This is a genomic window from Nocardia arizonensis (assembly GCF_001310275.1).
Taxonomy (GTDB): domain Bacteria; phylum Actinomycetota; class Actinomycetes; order Mycobacteriales; family Mycobacteriaceae; genus Nocardia; species Nocardia arizonensis.
Map to the genome: position 1 here is coordinate 71,627 of NZ_LGYZ01000109.1, position 24,493 is coordinate 96,119.

At 69.5% G+C, this 24,493-nt stretch carries 20 protein-coding genes; 3 read left to right on the plus strand and 17 right to left on the minus strand.

The window, feature by feature from the left end:
- Positions 1-67: 67 nt before the first annotated feature.
- The 8 genes from truA to infA all read right to left on the minus strand — a co-directional run bounded on the left by truA (position 68) and on the right by infA (position 4,889).
- On the minus strand, positions 68-940 hold the full coding sequence (gene truA / locus APZ21_RS25325; protein ID WP_054815813.1) for a tRNA pseudouridine(38-40) synthase TruA: 873 nt from the start codon (positions 938-940) through the stop codon (positions 68-70).
- Positions 941-1,021: 81 nt separating this feature from the next.
- Positions 1,022-1,555 carry a 50S ribosomal protein L17 gene (gene rplQ, locus APZ21_RS25330; protein ID WP_054815782.1) on the minus strand — a complete coding sequence of 178 codons (534 nt, stop codon included), beginning with the start codon at positions 1,553-1,555 and terminating at the stop codon, positions 1,022-1,024.
- 81 nt (positions 1,556-1,636) lie between these two features.
- Positions 1,637-2,695 carry a DNA-directed RNA polymerase subunit alpha gene (locus tag APZ21_RS25335; RefSeq protein WP_054815814.1) on the minus strand — a complete coding sequence of 353 codons (1,059 nt, stop codon included), beginning with the start codon at positions 2,693-2,695 and terminating at the stop codon, positions 1,637-1,639.
- A 96-nt stretch (positions 2,696-2,791) separates the two neighbouring features.
- The gene (gene rpsD / locus APZ21_RS25340) at positions 2,792-3,397 is read right to left on the minus strand and encodes a 30S ribosomal protein S4 (protein WP_054815783.1); all 606 of its coding nucleotides are present in this window, start codon (positions 3,395-3,397) and stop codon (positions 2,792-2,794) included.
- A gap of 20 nt (positions 3,398-3,417) precedes the next feature.
- A complete protein-coding gene (gene rpsK, locus APZ21_RS25345) occupies positions 3,418-3,831 on the minus strand; it encodes a 30S ribosomal protein S11 (protein WP_040704448.1) in 414 nt (137 codons plus the stop codon).
- A 9-nt stretch (positions 3,832-3,840) separates the two neighbouring features.
- Positions 3,841-4,212 carry a 30S ribosomal protein S13 gene (rpsM, locus tag APZ21_RS25350; protein WP_039795645.1) on the minus strand — a complete coding sequence of 124 codons (372 nt, stop codon included), beginning with the start codon at positions 4,210-4,212 and terminating at the stop codon, positions 3,841-3,843.
- Positions 4,213-4,435: 223 nt separating this feature from the next.
- Positions 4,436-4,549, minus strand: a complete 114-nt coding sequence (gene rpmJ, locus APZ21_RS25355) for a 50S ribosomal protein L36 (protein WP_011207363.1) — start codon at positions 4,547-4,549, stop codon at positions 4,436-4,438.
- 118 nt (positions 4,550-4,667) lie between these two features.
- Positions 4,668-4,889, minus strand: coding sequence for a translation initiation factor IF-1 (gene infA, locus APZ21_RS25360; RefSeq protein WP_003418601.1), 222 nt, complete (start codon positions 4,887-4,889; stop codon positions 4,668-4,670).
- Positions 4,890-7,319: 2,430 nt separating this feature from the next.
- On the opposite strand from infA, the gene APZ21_RS36495 reads away from it, so the two are divergent.
- On the plus strand, positions 7,320-8,795 hold the full coding sequence (locus tag APZ21_RS36495; protein ID WP_420845277.1) for a nucleotide-binding protein: 1,476 nt from the start codon (positions 7,320-7,322) through the stop codon (positions 8,793-8,795).
- Between the two features lie 10 nt (positions 8,796-8,805).
- Here APZ21_RS36495 and APZ21_RS25370 read toward each other — a convergent pair whose 3' ends face one another.
- The 4 genes from APZ21_RS25370 to eccD all read right to left on the minus strand — a co-directional run bounded on the left by APZ21_RS25370 (position 8,806) and on the right by eccD (position 16,514).
- Positions 8,806-9,306: a DUF4254 domain-containing protein gene (locus APZ21_RS25370; RefSeq protein ID WP_054815784.1), complete on the minus strand. Its 501-nt coding sequence runs from the start codon at positions 9,304-9,306 to the stop codon at positions 8,806-8,808.
- Positions 9,307-9,581: 275 nt separating this feature from the next.
- Positions 9,582-13,646 (minus strand): type VII secretion protein EccCa, encoded by a 4,065-nt coding sequence (eccCa, locus tag APZ21_RS25375; protein ID WP_054815785.1) that lies wholly within the window; start codon positions 13,644-13,646, stop codon positions 9,582-9,584.
- A gap of 10 nt (positions 13,647-13,656) precedes the next feature.
- Positions 13,657-15,057, minus strand: coding sequence for a type VII secretion-associated serine protease mycosin (gene mycP / locus APZ21_RS25380; protein WP_054815786.1), 1,401 nt, complete (start codon positions 15,055-15,057; stop codon positions 13,657-13,659).
- The gene (gene eccD, locus APZ21_RS25385) at positions 15,054-16,514 is read right to left on the minus strand and encodes a type VII secretion integral membrane protein EccD (protein ID WP_204249154.1); all 1,461 of its coding nucleotides are present in this window, start codon (positions 16,512-16,514) and stop codon (positions 15,054-15,056) included. Before eccD ends, mycP begins: the two co-directional genes overlap by 4 nt.
- Before the next feature lie 159 nt (positions 16,515-16,673).
- On the opposite strand from eccD, the gene eccA reads away from it, so the two are divergent.
- Positions 16,674-18,509: a type VII secretion AAA-ATPase EccA gene (gene eccA / locus APZ21_RS25390; RefSeq protein ID WP_054815816.1), complete on the plus strand. Its 1,836-nt coding sequence runs from the start codon at positions 16,674-16,676 to the stop codon at positions 18,507-18,509.
- A gap of 2 nt (positions 18,510-18,511) precedes the next feature.
- Here eccA and eccB read toward each other — a convergent pair whose 3' ends face one another.
- Positions 18,512-20,023 carry a type VII secretion protein EccB gene (eccB, locus tag APZ21_RS25395; RefSeq protein WP_054815787.1) on the minus strand — a complete coding sequence of 504 codons (1,512 nt, stop codon included), beginning with the start codon at positions 20,021-20,023 and terminating at the stop codon, positions 18,512-18,514.
- A 120-nt stretch (positions 20,024-20,143) separates the two neighbouring features.
- Between eccB and eccE the strand changes: the two genes are divergently transcribed.
- The gene (gene eccE / locus APZ21_RS25400; RefSeq protein WP_239476807.1) at positions 20,144-21,892 is read left to right on the plus strand and encodes a type VII secretion protein EccE; all 1,749 of its coding nucleotides are present in this window, start codon (positions 20,144-20,146) and stop codon (positions 21,890-21,892) included.
- Positions 21,893-21,997: 105 nt separating this feature from the next.
- Here the strand turns inward: eccE and APZ21_RS25405 are convergent, their stop codons facing one another.
- The 4 genes from APZ21_RS25405 to APZ21_RS25420 are packed head-to-tail and all read right to left on the minus strand — an operon-like array spanning position 21,998 to position 24,489.
- Positions 21,998-22,291, minus strand: coding sequence for a WXG100 family type VII secretion target (locus APZ21_RS25405; protein WP_054815789.1), 294 nt, complete (start codon positions 22,289-22,291; stop codon positions 21,998-22,000).
- Positions 22,292-22,315: 24 nt separating this feature from the next.
- Positions 22,316-22,648, minus strand: a complete 333-nt coding sequence (locus APZ21_RS25410) for a WXG100 family type VII secretion target (RefSeq protein WP_054815790.1) — start codon at positions 22,646-22,648, stop codon at positions 22,316-22,318.
- A gap of 48 nt (positions 22,649-22,696) precedes the next feature.
- A complete protein-coding gene (locus tag APZ21_RS25415; protein ID WP_054815791.1) occupies positions 22,697-23,488 on the minus strand; it encodes an ESX secretion-associated protein EspG in 792 nt (263 codons plus the stop codon).
- On the minus strand, positions 23,485-24,489 hold the full coding sequence (locus APZ21_RS25420) for a PPE domain-containing protein (RefSeq protein WP_054815792.1): 1,005 nt from the start codon (positions 24,487-24,489) through the stop codon (positions 23,485-23,487). The genes APZ21_RS25415 and APZ21_RS25420 overlap by 4 nt, the downstream gene beginning before the upstream one ends.
- Between the last annotated feature and the right edge of the window lie 4 nt (positions 24,490-24,493).

A 24,493-nucleotide genomic window follows, 5' to 3' on the forward strand; every position in this document is an offset into this window, starting at 1 on the left:
TACATTCCCCGAAAACATTCCGGTGAACCCTGTTTCAGATTCGAATCACGCCGGGCGGGAACTCGCGTCAACCGCCGCAGCAACCCCCGCCGTTCGCCGGCGCGGCGCGCATCTCCCGGGTACGGATATTGCGGGCGGCGAGATCGGCGTCGGCGGGATAGTCCACCGCCACCAGACTGAGCCCGTGCGCGGGCGCCACGGTGACCGCGCTGGATCGGCTCGACTCCCCGAGCAGCCCGGCGACCCATTCGACAGTGCGCCGCCCCTCCCCCACCGCCAGCACCGCGCCGACCAGACTGCGCACCATCGACCAGCAGAAGGCATCCGCGCTCACCCGCGCGGTCAGCAGGTCGCCGTCGCGGTCCCAGTCGAACCGCTGGAGTTCACGCACCGTGGTCGCGCCATCCCTGCGCCGGCAGAACGCGGCGAAATCGTGCAGCCCCAACAGACTTCGCGACGCCTCGCGCATCGGTTCCAGCTCGACCGGGCGGCACGGCACGATCCAGCGCGCGGTCAGCGGATCGGCGCCGTATGGCGCGGTGGTCAGGCGATAGCGGTAGTGCCTGCGGATCGCGGAGAATCGGGCGTCGAACTCCGGCGGCGCGACCCGCGCGCCCGTGACGCGCACATCCTTCGGCAGAAACCGGGCCATGCGGTGCACGAGCTTGGGTCCGTCGAAATCGGCGGGATCATCGAATGCGGCGGTGTCGAAATGGGCGACCTGCCCCTGCGCGTGCACCCCCGCGTCGGTGCGACCGGCGACGGTGAGCTGGATCGGCTCGCGATAGACCTTGCTCAGCGACTCCTCGAGCACGCCCTGGACGGTGCGCAACCCGGGCTGTCTGGCCCAGCCGATGAAATCGGTGCCGTCATAGGCGATATCGAGCCGGATACGGGCACGCGGCGCACCGGAATCCGGCGGCATATGGTTCGGGATCATCGCGACCTCCACGCGCACCGTTCGAAACGAGAACGAGCCCGCCGACCCGGACGGGGCGGCGGGCTCGTCGGAAACCCGGAATCAGGCGTCCTTCTTGTCCTCGGCGGCCTCGTCGGCGACCGGAGCGTCGGCGACGGCCTCATCGGCGGTCTCCTCGGCAGCGGTGTCCTCGGCGGCGGCCTCGTCGGCGACCGGAGCGGCCTCGACCTTCTGCGAGGCGGCGACGCGACGGGCGCGGTCGGCCTCATTGGTCACGGTCTTCTCCCTGACCAGCTCGATGACCGCCATCGGCGCGTTGTCACCCTTGCGCGGCAGCGTCTTGGTGATGCGCGTGTAGCCGCCCTCGCGACCCTCGAAGGAGGGGCCGATGGTGGCGAACAGTTCGTGCACCACGTCCTTGTTGCGGATGACCTTCAGCACCTCGCGACGGTCGGCGAGAGTGCCGCCCTTCGCTTTGGTGACGAGCTTCTCGGCATAGGGGCGCAGCGCCTTGGCCTTGGCCTCCGTGGTCGTGATCCGACCGTGCTCGAAGAGCGCCGTGGCCAGATTGGCGAAGATCGCCTTCTGGTGTGACGCCGACCCGCCGAAGCGGGCACCCTTCTTGGGCTTGGGCATTGTGTTCTCCTGTGTCTATGTGCGCCGCAGCGCGGCGTGCGTGCCGCGCTGCGGGGCCGACTGGGCGCCTACCCCGGCGGCCTAGAGCTGTTCGGTTTCGGCGTAGTCCTGCTCGCCGCCGTCGGTATCGCTGAACGCGCCGCTGTCGCTCCACGTTCCGGTGCTCGCGTCGTAACCCACCACCGAGGACGGGTCGAACGTCGCCGGGCTGTCCTTGAGCGAGAGGCCGAGCGCGTGCAGCTTGACCTTGACCTCATCGATGGACTTCTGGCCGAAGTTGCGGATGTCGAGCAGATCCGACTCGGTGCGGGCCACGAGCTCGCCCACCGTGTGCACACCCTCGCGCTTGAGGCAGTTGTAGGACCGGACGGTGAGGTCGAGATCCTCGATCGGCAGACCGAACGAGGCGATGTGATCCGCCTCGGCCGGCGAGGGGCCGATCTCGATGCCTTCGGCTTCGACGTTCAGTTCACGGGCCAGGCCGAACAGTTCGACCAGGGTCTTGCCCGCCGAGGCGAGCGCGTCCCGCGCGCTGATGGAGTTCTTGGTCTCCACGTCGAGGATGAGACGGTCGAAGTCGGTGCGCTGCTCGACACGGGTGGCCTCGACCTTGTAAGTCACCTTGAGCACCGGGGAGTAGATGGAATCCACCGGAATCCGGCCGATCTCCGCGCCGGACGCCTTGTTCTGCACCGCGGGGACATAGCCGCGACCGCGCTCGACGACCAGCTCGATCTCGAGCTTGCCCTTGTCGTTCAGGGTGGCGATGTGCATGTCCGGGTTGTGCACGACGACGCCGGCGGGCGGGACGATGTCACCGGCGGTGACGGTGCCCGGTCCCTGCTTGCGCACGTACATCGTGACCGGCTCGTCCTCCTCCGAGGACACGACCAGACCCTTGAGGTTCAGGATGATGTCGGTGACATCCTCCTTGACCCCGGGCACGGTGGTGAACTCGTGCAGGACGCCGTCGATGCGGATGCTCGTGACCGCGGCCCCCGGAATCGAGGACAGCAGGGTACGCCGCAGCGAGTTGCCGAGGGTGTAACCGAAGCCCGGCTCGAGCGGTTCGATGGTGAACTTCGAGCGGTTCTCGGCGACGACCTCTTCGGTCAGGGTCGGACGCTGGGAAATCAGCATGTGGATCATCCTCCTGTACGGGCGCCCACTATTTGACGCCCACGAATGGGATTTCCTGCCCACCGCGGCGGGCAGCACAGCAGCGCGAAAAGCCGGTTACTTCGAGTAGTACTCGACGATCAGCTGTTCCTGCAGCGGCACGTCGATCTGCGCGCGCTCGGGCAGCTGATGCACCAGGATGCGCAGCCGACCCGGGATCACCTGGAGCCAGCCGGGCACCGGACGGTCGCCGTAGGTCTCACGCGCCACCTGGAACGGCAGGGTGGCCGCCGACTTCTCCTTGACATCGATGATGTCGTACTGGGAGACGTGGAAGCTGGGCACGTCGACCTTCACGCCGTTGACCAGGAAGTGGCCGTGGCTGACGAGCTGACGAGCCTGGCGACGGGTACGCGCGAGTCCGGCGCGGTACACGACGTTGTCGAGCCGGGTCTCGAGCAGACGCAGCAGGTTGTCACCGGTCTTGCCCTTGAGGCGGTTGGCCTCTTCGTAGTACCGGCGGAACTGCTTCTCCATGACGCCGTAGGAGAAGCGGGCCTTCTGCTTCTCCTGGAGCTGGAGCAGGTACTCGCTCTCCTTGATACGCGCGCGGCCGTGCTGGCCGGGCGGGTACGGACGACGCTCGAACGCCTGATCGGCTCCGACGAGGTCGACACGCAGACGACGCGACTTGCGGGTGATGGGGCCTGTGTAACGAGCCATTGTTCGTTGTTCCTTTCCCGCTAGACGCGACGCCGCTTGGGCGGACGGCAGCCGTTGTGCGGCTGCGGGGTGACATCGGAGATCGTGCCCACCTCGAGGCCTGCGGCCTGCAGCGAACGGATCGCGGTCTCACGGCCCGAACCCGGGCCCTTGACGAATACGTCGACCTTCTTGACGCCGTTCTCCTGCGCCTTGCGGGCCGCGTTCTCGGCGGCGAGCTGCGCGGCGAACGGGGTCGACTTGCGCGAACCCTTGAAGCCGACGTGACCCGAGGACGCCCACGAGATGACGTTGCCGTTCGGGTCGGTGATCGACACGATCGTGTTGTTGAAGGTGCTCTTGATATGCGCGTGACCGTGCGGGACGTTCTTCTTTTCCCGGCGACGCGACTTCTGGGTCTTCTTCGGGCCCGCGGCCCTGCTCTTAGGAGGCATGCGCTATCCCTACTTCTTCTTGCCTGCGACGGTGCGCTTCGGGCCCTTGCGGGTGCGCGCGTTGGTCTTGGTCCGCTGGCCGCGCACCGGCAGGCCGCGGCGATGCCGCAGACCCTGGTAGCAGCCGATCTCGATCTTGCGACGGATGTCGGCCTGCACCTCGCGGCGCAGGTCACCCTCGACCTTGAACTCCGAGGCCTCGATGTAGTCGCGGAGTTTGGTCAGGTCGTCGTCGCTCAGATCCTTCGAGCGAAGGTCGGGGCTGACGCCCGTCGCCTCGAGGATCTCCTTCGAGCGGGTACGGCCGATGCCGAAGATGTAGGTCAGCGCGATCTCCATGCGCTTCTCGCGCGGGAGATCGACGCCCATGAGACGTGCCATGTGGCAGTTCCTTCATATTGTCGCGGAGGTCTGCTCCCTGTCCTTCCCCTCCTCTGGTGGGGCACCGGCCTCCGGTCCGGTGGTTGGCGCACACGCCCCGGGCCCGTGGGCCCGATTCCACAGCGTGTGGCTGGAGCTGGGAGTTCTTCTGTTTGCTGCCAATCCGAACCGCGTTCGGTGCTCGGCAGGTGAACCGGGGCCGCGCGGACGCGGCCCGGTGCGATCAGCCCTGGCGCTGCTTGTGGCGCAGGTTGTCGCAGATCACCATGACCCGGCCGTGACGGCGGATCACCTTGCACTTCTCGCAGATCTTCTTGACGCTCGGCTGAACCTTCACGTCCGTCCAATCTGGTTGTGGCCCACGGGGGTGTGGACACAGTTTTTCCCCAGCCGTCGACTGGGGAAGTCTCTTGGAGTGACGGGCGAACCCGTCGCGGTGAGCGCGCGGTGCGCGATCACTTGTAGCGGTACACGATCCGGCCGCGGGACAGGTCGTAGGGCGACAACTCGACGACCACCCGGTCCTCGGGAAGGATACGAATGTAGTGCTGCCGCATCTTTCCGCTGATGTGCGCGAGAACCTTGTGCCCGTTCTCGAGCTCGATACGGAACATCGCATTGGGCAGCGGCTCGACAACCCGACCCTCGACCTCGATGGCCCCGTCCTTCTTCGCCATGTCCTCCGCGATCCCGGTTCTTTCGGTCGGCACGCGCCGACCGAACCTGGTTTGATTGCCTGGTGTCTGCTTTCATGGTCACCCGGACACCCGGTCACCGAATCCATGGGAAGCTGGACTCACCGGACACGAAAGCAGTCGGCGCGTAGGTGCACCGCCGCTCCAGCTTACCGGCATGCCCCGAATCCGGCAAAAACCGCCTCCGCCCACGCGGTCTTCCGGCCGTTCGCGGCGCCGTCGGCGGGCGGTCCCTGACCACATGGGGCACGCGCTTGTCGCGTAAACTGGCGCGGGTCGAGAGTCGGTCGAAATTATCCCAGGGGGATGTCGTGAGTCAGCGCAGGGAGGCAGCCGCCCGCGCCAAACCCTCGATCACGGCTCTCTCGACCAGGAGAACTGCCCCGCATCTCACTGCGGCGCGCGTGACCGGCGCACGGCCGGATACCCACGAGACCGAGTGCGGGCTCACCCGGCGTACATGCCGGAGCGAATCGTCAGCATCCTCAGCGTCGTCAGTCCTCAGCATCGTCAGCGTCTTCAGCGTCTTCAGCGGGGTGCAGCGTGAGTCGTAACAACGACCTGCCCATGCTGCCGCCGTGGCTGTCGGAGAGCGACGTCAACGGCGGTTACGAGGCGCCCGTCCGGAATCTCCCCCAGGACGACGAGATCGATGACGCGCCCTCGCGCCGCAGGCGCGGCCGCTCGGCGGCTCCCGAAGGCGGACGCCAGGACCCCAACGCGACACCCGGCCGCAAGGACCGCCGCCGACGCCTCTTCGGCGGGCGCGACAAAGAGGAACGCCCGGAACCCGAGACGCCGCGGCAGGCGCCCGGCGAATCCGCATGGTCGGGACAGAACACCGCGACGCCGTGGTCGCAGCCGCCGCCCGCGCGGCCCGATCCTCGCGAGGGCGCTCCCGCGGGCCACACCGACCCGGGTCGGTCGCCGCGGCATTTCGACCCGGACCGATCACCGGAACCACAGCGGCATCCCGAACAGCGTCAGAGCGTCGACCAGTCCGGCCCGCAGCAGGGACGGCCGACCGGTCCCGAAGAAACGTCCGAGCCGGTGCCGCGGCAGCGCGAATGGCCGACCGGTCCCGAAGAAGCATCCGAGTTGGGGCCGCGACAGGGCGGACGGCCGACCGGCCATGAACAGGCCCCCCTTCCGGGTCCGCAGCGCCGCGACCCCTCGCCCGAACTGCCGACCCGCCAGCCAAGCACCCCTTCGGCGGGCTTCCAGCCGCTCGGCAGCAATGCCACACCCCCGCGCGGCCCGCTCGACGCCGCGCCGGGCGGCGCGCCCGCCCCCACCACGAGAATCCAGCGCTCGCGCCCCGATCTGCCGCCCGCCCCACCGGGACCGGAATCCGGCGCACCCCAGCCGCACACGGGCGAATCACCGCACCCGCCCGCTACCGGGCGTCCCCCGTTCCCCGAACCACCGGAGTCAGGGCCGACCTCGTCGACGGTCCCGCCCGGTGCGGCCGAACTTCATCCGCCCCTACCCGGCCCGCCGCCGAGCGTCGGTGCGTCGAGCGCGACCGGAGAGCACGGTATTCCGGGAGGATATGGACCCGACGGCGGTCCCGGTGCGCCCACGACCGGATCGTCGGAAACTCGAGATGTGCCCGGCACGCACGCGGCGCCCGGTGCCGGGGCGTCATCGGACACGGCCGGCGCCGCCGTCGGAACATCCGCCACCGAATCGGTTGGGGCGATTGGACCGGCGGACGCCGGTGCCGCGAGCGCGGCCGGCTCGTACGGAACAGCGGAACCATCCGATACCGCAGGCGCGCAGGCGATCCCGGGAGCCACCGCATTCGGCGCCGTCGGGCCGAATGCCGGGGGAAAATCCGATACGGCCGGGTCCGGAACGAATGAGGCGCGGCGGCCGACGGCATCCGATCGGGCCGCGAGCGAGTGGGACGGGCCGCCGCCGTGGCTGGCTCCTCCCGCGATCGAGCGGGAAGGGGCCGGTGGACCGCCTGCCGCGGTGAGCGGGCCGCCCTCGTGGCCCGCCGGGCCGGAAGCGGGGCGACCCGATCTTCCGCCGGCGGCCGGTGTCGAGGAGTCGACTTCGGACGGCGGGGTCGGACCGGCCGTCGAGGGCGAGCGGGCACAGCCGCGGCCGGATACGCGTCCGCCCGATCGGCTGCCTCCGCTGACCCCGGACAGCACGCCGACCTCGACGTACGGGCCGGAGCCCGCGCGGGCGGCTTCGCAGCGGACCGGGGGCGAGCAGGCACGGGCCGACTCACCGTACGGAACCGCACGACCCGAATCCGCGCCGCCCGCCGAGTCCGGGTCTCCCTATGGCCCGGTTCCGTCGGAAGTCCCGGCACCGTACGCGGATCACGGCAGCCCTTACGGACCGGTCTCGCCCGAAGCCGCCATGTCCGGTGAGCAGGCGCGTCCTTCGTACGGCCCCATGCCAACCGGCGCCGATCACGCACCCGACGCACCGGTCTACGCCGATCCCGACGCGGCCGCGGGATACCCGCCGGTGCCGCCGTCCAGTGGCAGACATCGACTCTCGCCGCCCGAACCCGCCGCGGGCGGTCCGGGTCACGGCGCACCGGGTCCCGGGTACGGTCCGCCGCCGGGCGGGCCGGGGTACGGCGGTGAGCCGCGCTACGGTGCGCCGGTCGGCGACGGCTCGACACCCGGTCACGGACCCGTCGCAATGCCGGAAGGGCCGGGCGGCCACGGCCCGCAAGGCGATCCGAACGCCCACATCCCGCCGGGGGCGCCGCACCGGGCTCCGGTCAGCGACCCGCTCGCACCGGGCGAACGGCGCGATCCGGGTGTGTTCGCACGGCCGCCGGAGCCGGATCAGCGCCCGCCGGGCGCGTTTCCCGCGGGTCCCCCGCCGGAACAAGGGCGGGGTCCGGTCGCGCCGCAATGGAATTCGGGTGCGCCGGGCATCGCGCAGCCGGGTGGGTCGTGGGGCACCCCGCCGCCGGGCTATCGACAGGGCGGGCCCTCGCTCGACGATGTGCCGATGCGGCGGGCCAAGAAGTCGCCGGGCAGCGGGTGGCGCAAGGCCGTGCACCATGTTTCGGGCGGTTCGATCAATCCGGGCATGTCGGCCGAGGAACGCCGACTCCAGGAACTCGTCGCCCGCATCAGGCAACCGGTGCGCGGCGATTACCGCATCGCGGTGCTGTCGCTCAAGGGCGGCGTCGGCAAGACCACGACCACCATGGGTCTCGGATCGATCTTCGCGTCGGTGCGCGGAGACCGGGTGATCGCGGTCGACGCCAATCCCGACTTCGGCACGTTGTCGCAGCGCGTTCCGCTCCAAACCCGTTCCACGGTGCGCGATCTGCTGCTCGACCCGGTGATCGAACGCTATTCCGACGTGCGCAGGCACACCTCACAGGCCACCAGCCGCCTGGAAGTGCTTGCCAGTGAACGTGATCCGGCCGCGTCGGAAGCCTTCAACGACGAGGAGTACCGAGCGGTCGCTCGAATCCTCCAGCGGTTCTACAACATAATCCTCACCGACTGCGGCACCGGACTCATGCACTCGGCCATGACCGGCGTCCTGGATCTGGCGCATTCACTGGTGCTGATCTCGTCGGCGGCGATCGACGGCGCGCGCAGTGCCGCGGCCACCCTGGACTGGCTGTCCCTGCACGGCCACGACCATCTGGTCCGCAATGCCGTCGTCGTGATCAACCTGCCGCGCGAGGGTTCACCGAATGTGGGAATACAGCAGTTGCGCGAGTACTTCCTCTCGCGCTGCCGCGCGGTGCACATCATCCCCTACGACTCACATCTGTCGGAGGGCGCCGAAATCGACCTGCACCGTCTGAGCAAGCAGGCCAAACGCGCCTACGTCGAGCTGGCGGCGACCGTCGCCGACGAATTCGGCGTCGATCACCGCCACTACCACCGGTAACGGCGGCGGCTCACCATTCGGGCAGGCGCCGCCTGCCCGCGAGCACGTCGCGCACGAGATCGTCGTAGGCGTCGGCCAATTCGGCCAGATGATGCCAGGCGCAGTGCAGCAGCTCGTCGTGCGCGTCGAGGGTCATCAGCGCGTGGTGCGCGCGCACCGAGGATTCGGCGAGCCGGTCGATGACGGCGCCGACGGTCTCGGTGTGCAATGTCGCGCCGAGCCGATGCTGGGAGACGTTGCGCGACACCCAGTCATCGATCGCCATGACCAATTCGACTCTGCGGCGCTCGATTTCGATGACGGCGGCGGGCGAGGTATCAACCGAACCGCCGCGGCCGACCAGACGCTTCTCGTGCAGCACCGCCAGATCGCGCGCGAACCACAGCAGCGGGCCGCCGACGACCCGGTGCCCGCGACATGCCCGGACCAGTAGGTCGGAGCTGGGCAGTAGCCCGAGAGTCGCCGAAGGCGCCACCGCACCGGCACACCGCTGCGCACCGGGGAGAGCCATCACGACCGTTGATGAATCCGAACCTGCCACGTTGCCTCGCCGTTCATCGCCGCACAACACCGGATCAGGACGTTCAATACAATAAACCTCTGCGGGGACCTGTCAAGCGTTACCGGGCCGTAGGGAGCCGCGGAGCATACACTTCGTTACCCAACAGAAACCGAGGAGCGCGACGGCCGCGTCCCGCCTGTCAACCGATCGCTTACCTTCTCCGGGTGGAGATCCGGGCGGGCGCCCGGATACCCGGCGAACCCGCCGACCGCACGTCCCGTGGATCAGAGAGGCGGGATGTCGGCTATGTGTACCAGCTCCACCCCGTGGCTGCGGGTGATCAGGGTGCCTCGGCCGGGGGGCATCTTGCTCGGGCGGACTTCGCCGATGAGTTTGCCCTCGTCCCGGGAGCCGCTCATGATCAGGGCGGGGACCGAGAGGTTCTTCATGGCGCCGAGGATCGGGTCGTAGAGGGCGCGGGAGACGCCGCCTATGCGCCGGGTCACGATCAGGTGCATTCCGATATCCCTGGCCTGGGGCAGGAATTCGAGCAAGGGGGCGAAGGGGTTGATCGAGCCGGTGGCGACCATGTCGTAGTCGTCGACGACGATGTAGATCTCCGGTCCCGACCACCAGCTGCGTTCGCGCAGCTGCTGCGGGGTGATGTCCGCGGCGGGGATGCGCTTGGTCAGATAGGTGGCGACCTCCTGGATCATCGGCCCGCAGGTCTGGGACGAGGTCGAGTACCCGGCGAGCTGATCGCCCTCGAGGACGCCGAGCATGGTGCGGCGGTAGTCGATGAGGATCACCCGCGCCTGGGAGGCGTCGGAGTTCTCGGCTATGCCCATGACGATATTGCGCAGCAGTGTGGTCTTGCCGGATTCCACGTCGGCGAAGGCCATCAGATGCGGTTCGGCTCCGAAATCCAGGATCAGCGGCTGCAATTCGGATTCGCCGAGACCGACGACGACGCGGGTGCGGCTGAGTTCGATGCCCTGTTCGCGGGCGGCGGCGAGCACCTGTTCGCGCGGGAAACGCAGCGGCAGCATGCGCACCTCGGGCGCGCGGCGGTCGCCGTGCAGGGCGATCAGGCCCTCCTTGGCGCGGGCGACGCCCTCGGCGAGGGTGGACGGATCGGAGTCGGAGTCCAGGCGCGGCAGTGCTATGAGCATATGCAGTTGGTCGGGGGTAAGACCGCGGCCGGGCCGGCCGACCGGCACCTGATGCGCGGTGCGGCGACCCATCTCCGAATCGCCGGGGTCGCCGAGGCGAAGTTCGAGTCGGGTGCCGATCTGGTCCTTGACCACGGGCCGGATCTCGGCCCAGCGCGACGCGGCGATGATCAGGTGGATGCCGTAGGACAGACCCTGGGTGGCGATGGCGTTGACCAGACCCTCGAGCATGTCGAACTCTTCGCGAATGACGCCCCAGCCGTCCACGACCAGGAACACGTCGCCGAACAGGTCCGCGGCCAGGGGGTCACCGGGTTCGGGCGCGGTGCCGTTGATGCGCCGCGCCTCCTGTGCGGCGAATTTGCGACGTCGGAACTCGGCCATCGACTCGATGCCGAGTTCGGCGAAGCGCTCCTCGCGCTGGCGCATGAGCGTGGTCAACTCCGCGACGGTGCGGCGCACCCGGTCGCCGTCGAGACGACCCGCGACCGAGCCGACGTGCGGCACCCCGGACAGACCCGCCATGGAACCGCCGCCGAAGTCGAGACAGTAGAACTGCACCTGATCGGGGGTGTGGGTGGCCGCGGCGGCCATGATGATGGTGCGCAGGGTCGTGGATTTGCCCGACTGCGGGCCGCCCACCACCGCGACATTGCCCTGCGCGCCCGCGAGACTGATGGTGAGCACGTCGCGGCGCTGTTCGTAGGGCTTGTCGACCACACCGATCGGCATCCACAGCTGACCGTGCCGGTTCACCGGCGAGGTCCAGTCGGGATCGGGCAGCAGCATATCGGCCGACGGCGACTCGTCCAGCGGCGGCAGCCATACCTCGTGCGCCGGCCTGCCGTGTCCGGTCAGCCGTTTGACGACGACGTCGAGCAGCGAATCGGGAATGCCTTCCTCGGCAACGGGTCCCGACGGCGGTGGCGGCGGCAGTTCGGGCAGCCGGCGCGCCGGGGTGTCCTCCGTCTGCTCCTCCGGTGCGGTTTCGTCGATCTCGACGGGCGCGGCGGTGAACACCACCGGCCGCTGCCCGCGCACCGGTTCGTTGTCGTCACCGGTGACCGAACCCGCGGGCGCCACATAGGGTCCCGACACGTAGCTCGCGTTGAACCGCAGCGGCTCGGACGCGTCGCTCTTGAGGTAGCCCGAACCCGGCACGCTTGGCAGGTGATAGGCGTCGGTGATGCCGAGCACCGCGCGCGACTCGTTGGCCGAGAAGGTGCGCAGGCCGATGCGGTAGGACAGATGCGATTCCAGGCCGCGCAGCTTGTTCTCCTCGAGCCGCTGCGAGGCCAGCAGCAGGTGCACGTGCAGCGAGCGGCCGAGTCGGCCGATCATCACGAACAGTTCCGCGAAATCCGGTTTCTGCGAGAGCAGTTCGGAGAACTCGTCGACGACGATGAACAGCGCGGGCAGCGGGTCGAGCGGCACGCCCGCCGCGCGCGCCTTCTCGTAGTCGGTGACATTGGCGTAATTGCCCGCCGAACGCAGCAGTTCCTGGCGCCGGTTCATCTCACCGGCCAGCGCGTCCTTCATGCGGTCGACGAGGGACAGTTCCTCTTCGAGGTTGGTGATGACCGCCGCGACATGCGGCAGCGAGTCGAGTCCGAGGAAGGTCGCGCCGCCCTTGAAGTCGACCAGCACCAGGTTGAGCGCATCCGGTGAATGCGTGGTCACCATGGAAAGCACCAGGGTGCGCAGGAATTCGGATTTGCCCGAACCGGTCGCGCCGATGCACAGGCCGTGTGGACCCATACCGTTCTCGGCGGATTCCTTGATGTCGATCTCGACCGGGGTGCCGTCGGGGGTGATGCCGATGGGCACGCGCAGCCGTTCGCGCGCGGTGCGCGGACGCCAGACCCTGGCCGGATCGATCTGGGCGGCGTCGGGAATGCGCAGCAGCGCCATCAATCCCGGGTCGGTGGCGGCGCCGTCGCCGAGGCTCACGATCTGCGCGGCGGTGGCAAGCCGGTATCGGGCCAGCTTGCGGGCGAATGCCTCCGCCTCGGGCAGGCCGACCGTGTCGGCGGTGGCGAAGCGTTCCACACCCGCGGCGCTGCGGGCCGAGACCGCGCCGTCGCCGATCACCAGTTGCAGTCCGCGTCGCGCGGCCAGTCCCTGTTCGGGGGCGGTCAGATCGAGCACGGTGACCGAGTCGAGGCCGGATTCGCTGATGAGCCGCTCGTTTCCGCTGATGTAACCGTCGTCGATGACGACGACGAGATGCACCCGGCCCTGTGTGGGCTGCGGGTTGCGCATGAAACGGCCGCGTTCGAGCAATTCGGCGGACAGTGCGGATTCGAGTTCGCCGAGTGAGGTGTAGATCATGCGGGAGGGGCCCATACCGTCGCGCAGGCCGGCATGCTGCACGTGCGGAAGCCATTTGGTCCAGCCCCAGTGGGCGTCGGGATCGGCGCAGACCAGGGCGACGGCGAGATTGTCGGGACCGTGGAAGGTGGTGAGCTCCATCAGCATGGCGCACACCAGTTCTCGCGCCTGATCGATGTCGCCGCCGATATTGATCGCGGGAAATGCGCGCAGCGACACCGCGGTCGGCAGTTCGTGGACCACCGAGTGGGTGCGGACGAAACGGCGCAGCGCCACCGTCGAGACCGGTTCCAGATCCTCGAGCGGACCGGTCTCGGGGCGGGCGAGTTTGGTGGCCAACCGGTGACTGCCGACCCCGACGCGCACGTTCCCGAAGTCGGGATCGCTCGGGCGGCGTTCCCACATGCGCCTGGTACCGATCAGGGCGGGCAGGTCGGCGGGTTCGGGATGACTCCAGATCAGGGTCTCCAGCTGTTTTGCCCCGGTGCCGCGCACATCCTTGCGTACCTGGTCAAGGTATCGGAAGTAGTCCTTACGTTCCTCGTTGAGTTCCACCGCGCGCTTGGGTCCGCCGCCGCGCATGCCCGCCATCATGCCGACCATCGACATGAGCATCATCATGGGGAACATCAGCATCATGGGATTGGCCAGCAGATTGCGGCCCATCGTCGCCATCATCGCGATCATGCCGACCACGGCGACCACCATGATCACCGGCATGAGCTTCATCATCAGCGGCGACGGAATGGCGCGCTGGATCTCCGGCGGCGGCGTGAGCGCGACCTCACCGCCGGGCGCACGCGGCGGTGCGATGCGGGGGCGACGGACGAAACCTTCGGTAGCCATCACAACCCCTCTAGTCGAATTCCGAGTTCAGGTCGGCCCGGCGGGTGCGGAACGGGAAGCCGAGTGCGGCACCGATACCCAACGTCGCGAGCAGGGCCGCCGATCCGATGATCGCGACCCGCCGCGGTCGCGGGTCCGGCGCGGGGGGCGGCGCCGGGGCGGCGAACGGATGGCCGCGGTCGGCGCCCGCGGCGATGGGCTCGGTGGGCAGCGGCGCGGTGAGGGCCGCCAGCGGATCGACGAGTCCGGCGCCGATGGCGTCGTCGCGACCGCGACCGGGCGCGTGCGCGGTGCGGGTGATCCGCTCGATGACCTGTCCCGCGCTCAGTTCCGGATACTTCGCCCGCACCAGCGCGGCCAGGCCCGCGACATACGGTGCGGCGAAACTGGTTCCGTCGACGGGCTGGACGCCCTCGTTGGTCTGCACGCCGTCGACCAGACCGGTGCCGCCCGGTTTGGAATCGAGCGAGACGATATTGCGCCCGATGGCCGCCGCGCCGATCCACGGCCCGTGCAGCGACAGCGCCGACGGTGTGCCGTCGGGGTCGACCGAGGCGACCGACAGCACGTACGGGGTGAACCACGCGGGCGTGGCGATGGTGCCCACCGAACCCCAACCCGATCCTGAGTTCTGGTTCTCGCACGGTCCGCCCGACTCGACATTGCCCGCGGCCGCGACGACCACGACATTGCGTTCGTAGGCGTATTTGACCGCCGCGCCGAGCGATCCGTCCGCGGTGGCGGATCCGGCCGAACTGCACGCTACTTCGGAGATATTGATCACGGTGGCGCCCATGTCGACCGCGCGCACCACGGCAGCGGCGAGGGTGAGCACGCTACCGTATCCGTCGCTGCGCAACTGATCCGGCGACTTGTCGGCGCCGCGGCGGTCCTTGGTCTCGTAGGCGAGGCTGAGCTGGCGGATCGAGAGGATCTCCGCGTCCGGCGCGACACCGACGAACGCGTCGTCGGCGGAGGGGCGCGCGGCGATGATGCCCGCGACCAGTGTTCCGTGACCGTCGCAGTCGACGGTGCCGTCGGAGTCGCTGACGTAGTCGCCGCCCGGCTCGAGCGCGGGCAAGCGCGGATGCCGGTTGACCCCGGTATCGATCACCGCGACCTTCTGTCCCGCGCCCCGGCTGAACTTCCAGGCCGAGGGCAGGTCCAGCACCCGCTGCGCGGCGGGGACCTCGGTCGGCACCGAACCGCGCAGCACCGGTTCGGCGCACAGCTGCCGCTGCTCGGTGGGTTCGAGCGGGGCCGGTCTGCCGCTGAGCGCCTGCGCCGCGCCGAGCGCGCCGTCATCGATCTTGGGCGGCGCCACCGCGAGCGCGGGCGCGGGCGCGACGGCCAGCACGGCCACGGCACAGGTCAGCCGTGCCAGTGTGCGCCGAAGTGGTGTGCGGATCATATGTTCCGTGCGGTCGAGTACACGTCCATCACCCATAGTGCCAGCGGGAACAGCGCGATGATGAGCAAATATTCGAAGATCTCGATACCGCGGCGGGTCACCGGGGTCACCTCGACGTGCGGGCCGATCACTCCGAAGCCGACCACCGCGACCGCGGTGCACAGCAGGGCCGCGACCGCGGCGAATTCGAGTGTGCCGTGGCCGAGTCCGAGGCAGGTCAGCACGGCAAGCGCCGTCAGCGCCCCCGCGCAGATCATCGTGGCGGCCTGACCGAGATCGGCGAAGGAGCGCCCGCGCAGGCACAGCACGATCGCGGCGATCAGTGCCAGCGCCACACCGCCGGAGTGCAGCGGCCCGAACGGATCCGCGGCGCCGAACGCCCCGATGCCGACCGTCGTCGCGCACGCGACGACCAGACCGGTCTGTATCTGATTAGCGATACGGGCGCGCTCCCCCAGCCCCGCGGCCGAGGGCAGCGCGATCGCGCCGACGGCGCCGATGCCCTCGATGGTCGGACGCTGTTCGTGGTCGGCCGGGTCGATGGCCCCGCCCGCGGTCGGCACCGGCGGAATGGGCAGGCGCGCGACGACGGCCGCCATGCGCGCGATCGAGGACATCAGCACGAATCCGGCGATCAGCACACCGGAGAACAGTTTCGGCAGCCCCGGATGCCAGAGCAGATACACCGCCGAGCTCACCGCGGCGACGACGCTCAGGGGAACCGCCGCGGCGAACAGGCCCGCGCCCGTGCCGATGATCCGCTGCCCGAGCACCCCCGCGACCAGTACCGTGACGCTGCCGAGCAGGGCATGGCTCGCGCCGAGCGGCCCGGGTACCAGCAGCGCGCCGCCGCCGAACAGCAGCGCCAGCGCGTCGAGCGACAGCCAGCGCGCTGTCAGCTCATCGGCGTATTTGCGGGCGGCGATGCCCGCGGCGGTCAGCGCGAGTACGCCGACGCCGAGCAGGGCGAAGGCGGGGGCGAGCGGATCGCCGTCCGCGCGCGACGCCGCGAGCAGCCCGAGCGTGGCGAGCACGGCGACCAGTGCCGTCACCAGACCGGTCCAGCGCGCCGCGCTCCCGGTCCAGGACCGGAATTCCCCTGCGGTGAGCCGTGATACGGCATCGATCACATCGTCGAACAGCGCCGGGGACTCCTTGCGGGAGACCGGACTCAGCAGCAGCAGTTCGCCGTCGTAGACCTCTGCCTCGGTCAACGTGCGATTCGGCGCGAGCGGATCCTGCCCAAGCCGGGCGAGGGTCCAGTGTTGCGCGCGCACCGGCGCCGACTCCTCCTCACCGTCGGGCACGCGCGGATCGCGCGAGCGGATCAGCGTGACCAGGTCGCCGATGAACGAGGCGATGGGGACGGTGGCGGGCAAGCCGATATCCAGCTGTGTGTCACCGCCGATCACCGAGACCCGGCACAGTTCGATCTCATTGCCTGACAACGTCGACACCCGTGATGAACTCTCAGTCGTAGCTGACTACTTCCGTTGCGACCACACCGCAGCGTTACCTAATCTAACGGACAGGCGGACGCGGCGCGATGCTGGTCCGTCACGCCTGATCGAACGTAACCTGTACACCAGCCGATGATTTCGGGGTCCGACACCAAGATGCCTGACATTCGCCAAGCCCAGCGCGCCTTCGACGCGGGTGTATTGTCCCTCGGATTGTCCATCGACGGCCAGGAATCCCAACGCGATCAGGAGTACGCGAAGCTGGCGTTCCAGCGCGCGACCGAATGGGATCCCTCGATGTGCGACGCCTGGCTCGGCCGGGCCGCGGCGGGCGAGCTGACCCGTGAGGTCCTGTTCAACCTGCACCGCACCAGCGTCGACTCGCTCGGACGCGAACAGCGAAGACTCGGGCTCGCGCCGCGCGCGCTGGCGGGGCTGTTCCTGCCCGGCCTCTACATCAACTATCCGCTGTCGAACATCACCGAGATCTGGCTGGCCTGGGCGGCGCAGCTGATCTCGGACAAGGACTACGACCAAGCGGAGAAGGTGCTCGACGAACTCGCCGCGCTGCGCCGGAACCTGGCGGAGACGCCCGACAAACAGATGGACGACCGCATCAGCGCCTACGTGCGCGGCGTACTGCACTACAACACCCAGCGCTGGCCGGATGTGATGTCGGTGCTGGCCGGTTCGGCGGACTGGAACGATCCCTATCTGGCTACCGGCGCGCACGTCATGGTCGGCACCGCCTGTGCGCAGCTCGGTCTGTTCGGCGAGGCCATCCGGCGCATGGAGGCCGCCGAGGCGGGTCCGATCCCCTCGGCGCGCTTCACCGCCATGTACAACCGCGGTCTGTGCCTGCGCGAGGCGGGCAACGAGACCGAGGCGCAGGCCCTGTTCGAGCAGGTGTATTCGCAGCTGCCCGATTTCACGGCCAATACGACGGCCATGCGCGACCGCACCTTCCGCATCGTGGTGACCAGTCGCGAATCCATCGACGCGCGCACCGACAAATGGGATCCGGCCTCGGCGCCCAACCAGGCCCAGCTCGACCAGGCGCAGGCCGAGGACCGGGCCAAGGACATCCTGGCCAAGGCCCGCGCCGAACTCGACAAGCAGGTCGGCCTCGCGTCGGTGAAGACACAGGTCGCCAAGCTGCAATCCTCGGCGCAGCTCGCGAAGATCCGTGCGGGCAAGGGTCTGTCGAGCCAGTCGCGCGGTCAGCACCTGGCCTTCACCGGCCCGCCCGGCACCGGTAAGACCACGATCGCCCGTATCGTCGCCCAGATCTACTGCGGTGTCGGGCTGTTGAAGACCGACAAGGTGGTCGAGGCCAAACGTGTCGACTTCGTCTCGCAGAATCTCGGCGGCACGGCGATCAAGACCGAGAAGCTCATCGACAGCGCGATCGACGGCGTGCTGTTCATCGACGAGGCGTACACCCTGATCCAGACCGGTCTGTCCGGCGGTGACGCGTTCGGTCGCGAGGCGGTCGACACCCTGCTGGCGCGCATGGAGAACGACCGCGACCGGCTTGTGGTCATCATCGCGGGCTACGACGGCGAGATCGATCGCCTGCTGGCCGCGAACGACGGTCTGGCCTCGCGCTTCGCCAAGCGTCTGCAATTCCCGTCCTACACCCCCGAGGAATTGGGGCAGATCGGCGAGATCATCGCGAGCAGCCGGGATTCGACTCTGTCGGAGTCGGCGTTGGCCGCGCTGATCGAATCCTGCCGGTTCCTCTACGAGTTGGAGAGCACCGACCAGAGCGGTCAGCCGCGCCGCGGTGTCGACCTGGCGGGCAACGGCCGCTTCATCCGCAATGTGATCGAGGCCGCCGAGGAGGAACGGGAATTCCGGCTGGCCAACGACACCGAACTCGACCTGTCCGAGGTCGACGACGAGGTGCTCATGCGCATCGAGGAAGCCGATATGCGCACGGCGCTGAACAGCATCATCGCCACACTCAATGTGGGACGGCCCGCGAGCTGAGGCTATTTCCCGGTGGGCAGTGAATCGTAGCTGGTCAGTGCGTCTTTGGCCGATAGGGTTGGACCCGGCACCAGCTGGCCGATGACCGACCACGGCGCGAGCCGGGGCGAATCGCCGAGACCGAGCGTGGCGGCGGTCGCCGCGTCCGCGATGCCGTAGCGAATACCGTTGTCGGCCACGTAGAACAGCGACTCGCGACGCGGGCTGCCCGGTTCGATGCCCGTCACCTGGACGTACTCACCGGTGGCGGGCCGCAGGTAAACCGCGTCCATGCGGTCGCCGGTGCCATCGGCGGTGGACAGCGAGACCGGTTCGGCCGAATCCGGCAGCGGCAGCACGGTTCCGGTCAGCAAGGTCACCGTGGCGCGTTCGCCGGGGCCGTCGACCTGTGTGTCGTCCTTGTCCTGCGCGCTCGCCATGCCCGGATTCTTCGCCCAACTGACACAGGCCACCGGCGCGTCCTCGGCCGCGACGATGCGCGGGGCGCGCTCCGGGAAGTGATCGGTCGCGAGGGTGTGCAGCACCGGCATCCGGTCCAGCGCGTCCGGCGGGACCACGGCGATCTCACGCATGCCGTGGGAGTCGGCGTTGCGCAGCAGCGCCGCGGTGAACTCCGAGACCGGCTGCACACCGTCGGCGAGCACCACGTACAGCTTGGCGCCGCCCGAGGCATTGGCCGGCACCGAGATGACGCCGCCCACCGGCACATTCGACAGCCTGCCCGGCCCCGGCTCGCCGGCGCGCGCGATGGTGGGCACGGCCAGCGCAGGCCCCTCGGTGGTGGCGCCGACGAAACCCGCGCCCATCGGGCGCGCCTTCTGCCCCGAGAGCCCGAGGGTGCGGGTGATCACCGAATTCGCCGGATCGATCTCCGCGCGGCGGCCCTGGTACACCAGATAGGTCTTGCTGTTGCGCTTCACCAGCAGCGCGTCGTCCGCGCCCGCCGCGCCGATCCGGTCGCCGAGTTCGAGCTTGCCCGCGATGGCGGTGGTCAGACCGCCCGTGACACCCGCCGCGCTGCCGCCCGCGGACAGCTGGGTGCTCTCGCACAGCGTCCAGGTGGAACTCGTTCCCTGTTTGGAACCGGGCAGCGCCGTCGGCGCGCCCGGAATGCCGAGCAGCGGCCCGCGCGGCAGCGAACCGAGTTTGTCGTCCTTGACCGACTTCGGCGATTCGGACTTGCCCGCGATCAATCGCGCCGAGGCCAGATTGAGCACGGGATGCAGCGTCTTGTCGCCGTTCTTGGACTGCACCACGACGTACAGCGCGCCGCTCTGCTTCCCGCTGACGATGAGCGCGTCGCCGATCGCGCCCTGCGGCCGCAGGAACCCGAGGATCGCCGCGCCCGCGACGATCAGCAGCCCGAGTACCGCGCCCACCCACAGCGAGCGGCTCTGCGAACGCATAGGATCGTGCAGCATTCGCACATCGCGCCTGATCAGCGCGTGATCCAATCTGCGCAGCAGGAACCGGTACCCGTTGACCTGGGCCTTGGTCGTCAGCTGTGCGGGCACGCCGACCCCCTCGGTACGTGTGATCCGAACGCGTAACTCACCATCTCGTTCGACACGGTACCGTAAATCCGTATCCGCCTCGAGCCGAGATCAGACGTATGCCGATCAGGGACAACGATTTTGAACGACGCCATGAATGCCCGGGAAACCCGGGTCGACAACGTGTACGACACACTGCGTGATCCCGACTTCTGGCTGTTCCGAATGTTTCCGCTGCGCGCGTGCCTGACCGTGTCGGTGCTCGCGGCCGTCGCGGCCTGGGTGGTGACCGCCACCACCGCCTCGACGCCCGGCGCGATCGGCGCCGCCGCGGTCGTGCTGACCATCGGACTCGTCCCGATCCGCGGACGCAATCTCGCCGCGCGGATCGGGGCGTGGACCGGGCGCAGACTGCGCGCGCGCACCGCGACCCTCGACCGGGCGCCCGCCTTCGACGTGCCCCTGTCCGAGGGCGGCGCGTGCGGCGTGCGCTGGGACGGCGACCTGCTGCTGACCATGCTGCGCGTCGCGCCGCCGCCGGACACCCTGACGCTGCTGCGCCGCAGCGCCCTCAGCGACGACCAACTGCTGCCACTGCCCGAGATCGCCCGCTGCCTGGACCAATTCGACGTCGAGCTGGCGAGCATCGACGTGATCGCCACCGGGGCGCGCACCGCGGGCACCGGCGTCGCGGCCCATCTCTACGACCGCATCCTCGGCCCGCTGCCCGCCGTCGCGCACCGCACCTGCTGGCTGGTGCTGCGTCTTGACCCGCTCGCCAACGCCGCGGCGGTCGACAAGCGCGGCGGCGCGGCCGTCGGCGCACTACGCACCATGATCATCGCCACCCGCCGGGTCGCCAACCGGCTGGCGACCCTCGGCATCGATGTCGCGATGCTGACCGCGACCGAGATGAACGGCGCCGTGCGCGAACTGACACACGGCTTCGATCCGCTGACCGTCACCGAATCGGTGCGGGGACTGTCCGGCGAGCACCGCCACATCACGCACTACCAGCTGACCGCGCCCATGCTGACCTCGAGCGGCCTGGCCGATATCTGGGCCACTCCGAGCCTGTCGACGACCGTGACGCTGCGGCTGCATCCGGGCGCGCGGCGCGGCGCCCGCCCCGACGACAAGGCGGGCACGGTCGTGCTCAACGCCGTGGTCCGCTTCGACACCGCGACGCCACCGCAGACGCCACCGCTGCCCGGTCTGCGCGAACTCACCGGCAGTCACCGACACATCCTGCTCGACGCCCTGCCGATCGGCGCGGCCGAGGAACTCGGCGGCCGCGACGGCTACCGCGGCACCCTCACCGCACTCGCCGACCTGTCCGTGCCCACCACCGGCTGCGGTCAGCTCATCGGCGCCGACCACCTCGGCCAAGGCATCGCCGTCCCGCTGATCGGGGCGGGCACGCGCCACGTCGACGTCATCGGCAATCTCGATCTGGCCCAGCAGGTCGTGCTGCGGGCCACCGCGCTCGGCGCGCACGTGATCGTGCACACCAACCGTCCCAACGCCTGGCAGACCATGGTGGCGAATCTGGCAACGCCGCAACTGCTCGCGATCGCGCCGCGCACCGCCGGCGCCACCCCGCAGCCGCAAACGGGTCCGCCGCCCGCGCCCGCGGCACCGTATCCGACCACGACGGTTCTGGTCTACGACGGCATCGCGCCGACCACCCACCTCGGCGGGGCCACCATCGTGGAAGTACGGACCGCGGAACGCGACTCGGACGCGGACCTGCCCGACGTCACGTTGATCCAGGACCCGTACCAGCCCAACCGGATCACCGTGCGCACGAGCACCGGCAGCGCCACCGTCGTCATGGTCACCACACCCGACGAGATGCACTACATCGGCGAATCGCTCGCCGCCCGCTGAGGATTCGGCGCCGAGAGTTCGGCCCCAGGTCCGCGACGACGACGGCCTGCGCACTGCGGGTGCACAGGCCGTCGTACTGCCGACCGGATACGTCCGGCGCCGAGATCAGAAGGCGGCGAAACCGTCGCCAACCTTGCCGTCGGCCTCGAGAGCGCGGTTGAGCGCCGCCTCGACCTGAGCCGCCAGCCGGTCGAGCTTGTCCAGGGTGTCGGACAACTCGGTGGTGACGTTCTTGTGTGCCTGGTCGAAGTTGGAGATGGCGTTGTCACCCTGGAGGCTCGCGCGGAAGTCCCCCGCGGCGCTCTCGAGTTCACTGATCTCGCTCTTCATCTTCCCGCCGTGCGTCTGCAGGTCGCTGTAGAGCTCGTTCATCGCCGCGGGATCGTAGAGAATCGTCATCGGAAATCCTTAGATGCAGAAGTGTCAGGCGAGGTTGGTCAGACCGCCGGAGGGGGCGCCGCCGCCACCGCCGGACAGACCGCCCTGGTCCATATTCACAATGGTGTTCTTACCGCTGTTGACGGCCTCGGTGAGGCGGTCGAACTTCTTGTTCAGCGCGTCGGCCTCGTCGTGCCACGCCTGGGCGACCTTGACGAATTCGTCGCTCGCGTCACCCTTCCAGCCGCGCAGCACCGCCTGAGCGGCGTCATCGATCTCCTTGACGGAGGTACGCAGGTTGGTGATGGACGACTCCATGTGGGAGACAACCTTGTCTACACCACCGGCTTCTACACCTACTGGTCCCTGAGGGGGCATGGTCGAACCTTTCCTTCGATATGAGTGGAACGGGAGTGGCTGATCGGTCTAGTCGGGCAGCCACCTCCCACCGGGAAGCCCCTCGAGGAGCGCACCGACGGCCTGGGTCAGGCGGTGGTCGGTGCCCGGCGTGATGGTCGACCACACCAGTCCGTCGGGCGCTGTCGTCGGCGCCACGACGATCCGGCCGCGCGCGGTGTCGTACACCGCGACCGCGCCAGGAGCTCGGCTGGTCAGCCCGTCGTGGTGGACGGTGGCGACGATCTCGGTGTAGCCGTGGCAGGTGCCGAAGGCCGTGCCGAGCACGGTCGCGTCGTGCGCGTCGATGCCGAGCGCATACATCGCGTCCACGTAGTCGGTGGGGGTTCGAGCGGCGTCGAGCCTGCGCGCGAGATCCTCGGCCGCGACGCTGGCCGCGGCGACCTCGGCGGGCGGGCAGGCGGGCAGCGCCGCCAGCAGCAGGCGGGCCAGTTCCCGGTCGGAACCGTCGATACCGGGTGCGGCGATATCGAAGCTGTCGCCGGTGCGAATCGCGGTGGCGTGCCGGACGCCGCGGCGGGCCAGGCAGATCCGCAGGACGCCGTCGGCGCTGTAGCAGCGGCCGGACAGCTCCGCCTCGGGCTGGGTGAGCGTGTGCAGGGCGTCGGCGAGTCCGGGTTCGACATCGCCGTAGCCGTCGAAGGTGCCGTCGGCCTCTAGTCGCGCGACCGCGTCGTCGCGGGCGGCCTTCCACGCCTCGAAGGTGTCCTGGCGCGGCCCGGCCGCCAGTACCAACGGCAGCGTCTGCACACCGAGCCGATCGGCCACGGCCAGCAGCGCCTCGTTGGTGAGGGTGGTCATGCCGTCCCCTCCGATGTCGGTGTGGTCTGACCCGTATCCGCCTGTGGCGCTTGCCGTTCGGCACCGCCGAGCACGGCGGGCGCGGCCTGGATCTCGCCCTCGGCCACCAGCTGGTCGAATTCCTCGTACGCGATGCCCGCGCGCGGGAAACGCGCCGCGTCCTGGCCGCCGCCCGCGGCCATCGCACCCGGCACCACCGGTGCGGTCTGCCCGGTGGCCGAGGGCACCGGCGCGGCCGTGGTCGAGGCCGGCGCGGGGGTGACGGTCGACTGCGCGTACACCGGTGCGCGGTAGGCCGTCTGGACGGGGGCCGCCATCGGAGGCAGCGAAATCGGGCCGATGGCGCCGAGACCCGGCATACCCGCGGCGGCCGCGGCGGCGGCGTCGGTTGCGGCGGACTCCGACGTGCGCGCGCCCTGTTCGGCGGCCAGTGCGGTCTCGGGCACGATCGGCGGCGGCGGCGCGTGCAGCCACGGCGTCGCCAGCGGTTCGGTGGCGGCCTCGTAGCTGCGCATCACCCGCGAGGCGACCGCCGAGGCCGCGTCGGCATCGGCATCGGTCTGCGCGGCAACGGCTTTCACCGGCGCGCCGAGCATGGTCCCGACATTCTCGAGCGCCTTCTGCACCTGCACGATCGCGTCCAGTTCGGCCGCGCCCGGCATCGCGCGCGAGGCGACCTCGTAGGCCACCACCTGCGCCCGCATGCGCGCGGCATTGGCGGCAGCCGCGGCGGCGGTCTCGACCAGCCAGTCACGCAGGGTCGAGATCCGTTCCCACACCTCGTCGCTGCGGCCGGACTGCCAGGAAGCCCGCAGCGTCCGCAGCACCTGCTCGTAGTCGAGCACGGCCGTGCCGAACGCGGTCGCCAGCCGCGTCCACGCGGCGGCCGCGTCGGCCATCGGCACCGGACCGGGACCGGTGGTGAGATCGGCGGCCAGCCGCGACGGCTCACGCGCCTCCCACACCACGCCGGTGAACCCGGGCTGCGGTGGTTCGATCATCGAT

What these genes read in the sequence shown, in the direction of transcription:
- truA (WP_054815813.1), bottom strand. Translation starts at nt 940, where the DNA reads ATGATCCCGAACCATATGCCGCCGGATTCCGGTGCGCCGCGTGCCCGT.
- rplQ (WP_054815782.1), bottom strand. Translation starts at nt 1,555, where the DNA reads ATGCCCAAGCCCAAGAAGGGTGCCCGCTTCGGCGGGTCGGCGTCACAC.
- APZ21_RS25335 (WP_054815814.1), bottom strand. Translation starts at nt 2,695, where the DNA reads ATGCTGATTTCCCAGCGTCCGACCCTGACCGAAGAGGTCGTCGCCGAG.
- rpsD (WP_054815783.1), bottom strand. Translation starts at nt 3,397, where the DNA reads ATGGCTCGTTACACAGGCCCCATCACCCGCAAGTCGCGTCGTCTGCGT.
- rpsK (WP_040704448.1), bottom strand. Translation starts at nt 3,831, where the DNA reads ATGCCTCCTAAGAGCAGGGCCGCGGGCCCGAAGAAGACCCAGAAGTCG.
- rpsM (WP_039795645.1), bottom strand. Translation starts at nt 4,212, where the DNA reads ATGGCACGTCTCATGGGCGTCGATCTCCCGCGCGAGAAGCGCATGGAG.
- infA (WP_003418601.1), bottom strand. Translation starts at nt 4,889, where the DNA reads ATGGCGAAGAAGGACGGGGCCATCGAGGTCGAGGGTCGGGTTGTCGAG.
- APZ21_RS36495 (WP_420845277.1), top strand. Translation starts at nt 7,320, where the DNA reads ATGCCAACCGGCGCCGATCACGCACCCGACGCACCGGTCTACGCCGAT.
- APZ21_RS25370 (WP_054815784.1), bottom strand. Translation starts at nt 9,306, where the DNA reads ATGGCTCTCCCCGGTGCGCAGCGGTGTGCCGGTGCGGTGGCGCCTTCG.
- eccCa (WP_054815785.1), bottom strand. Translation starts at nt 13,646, where the DNA reads ATGGCTACCGAAGGTTTCGTCCGTCGCCCCCGCATCGCACCGCCGCGT.
- mycP (WP_054815786.1), bottom strand. Translation starts at nt 15,057, where the DNA reads ATGATCCGCACACCACTTCGGCGCACACTGGCACGGCTGACCTGTGCC.
- eccA (WP_054815816.1), top strand. Translation starts at nt 16,674, where the DNA reads ATGCCTGACATTCGCCAAGCCCAGCGCGCCTTCGACGCGGGTGTATTG.
- APZ21_RS25405 (WP_054815789.1), bottom strand. Translation starts at nt 22,291, where the DNA reads ATGACGATTCTCTACGATCCCGCGGCGATGAACGAGCTCTACAGCGAC.
- APZ21_RS25410 (WP_054815790.1), bottom strand. Translation starts at nt 22,648, where the DNA reads ATGCCCCCTCAGGGACCAGTAGGTGTAGAAGCCGGTGGTGTAGACAAG.
- APZ21_RS25415 (WP_054815791.1), bottom strand. Translation starts at nt 23,488, where the DNA reads ATGACCACCCTCACCAACGAGGCGCTGCTGGCCGTGGCCGATCGGCTC.
- APZ21_RS25420 (WP_054815792.1), bottom strand. Translation starts at nt 24,489, where the DNA reads ATGATCGAACCACCGCAGCCCGGGTTCACCGGCGTGGTGTGGGAGGCG.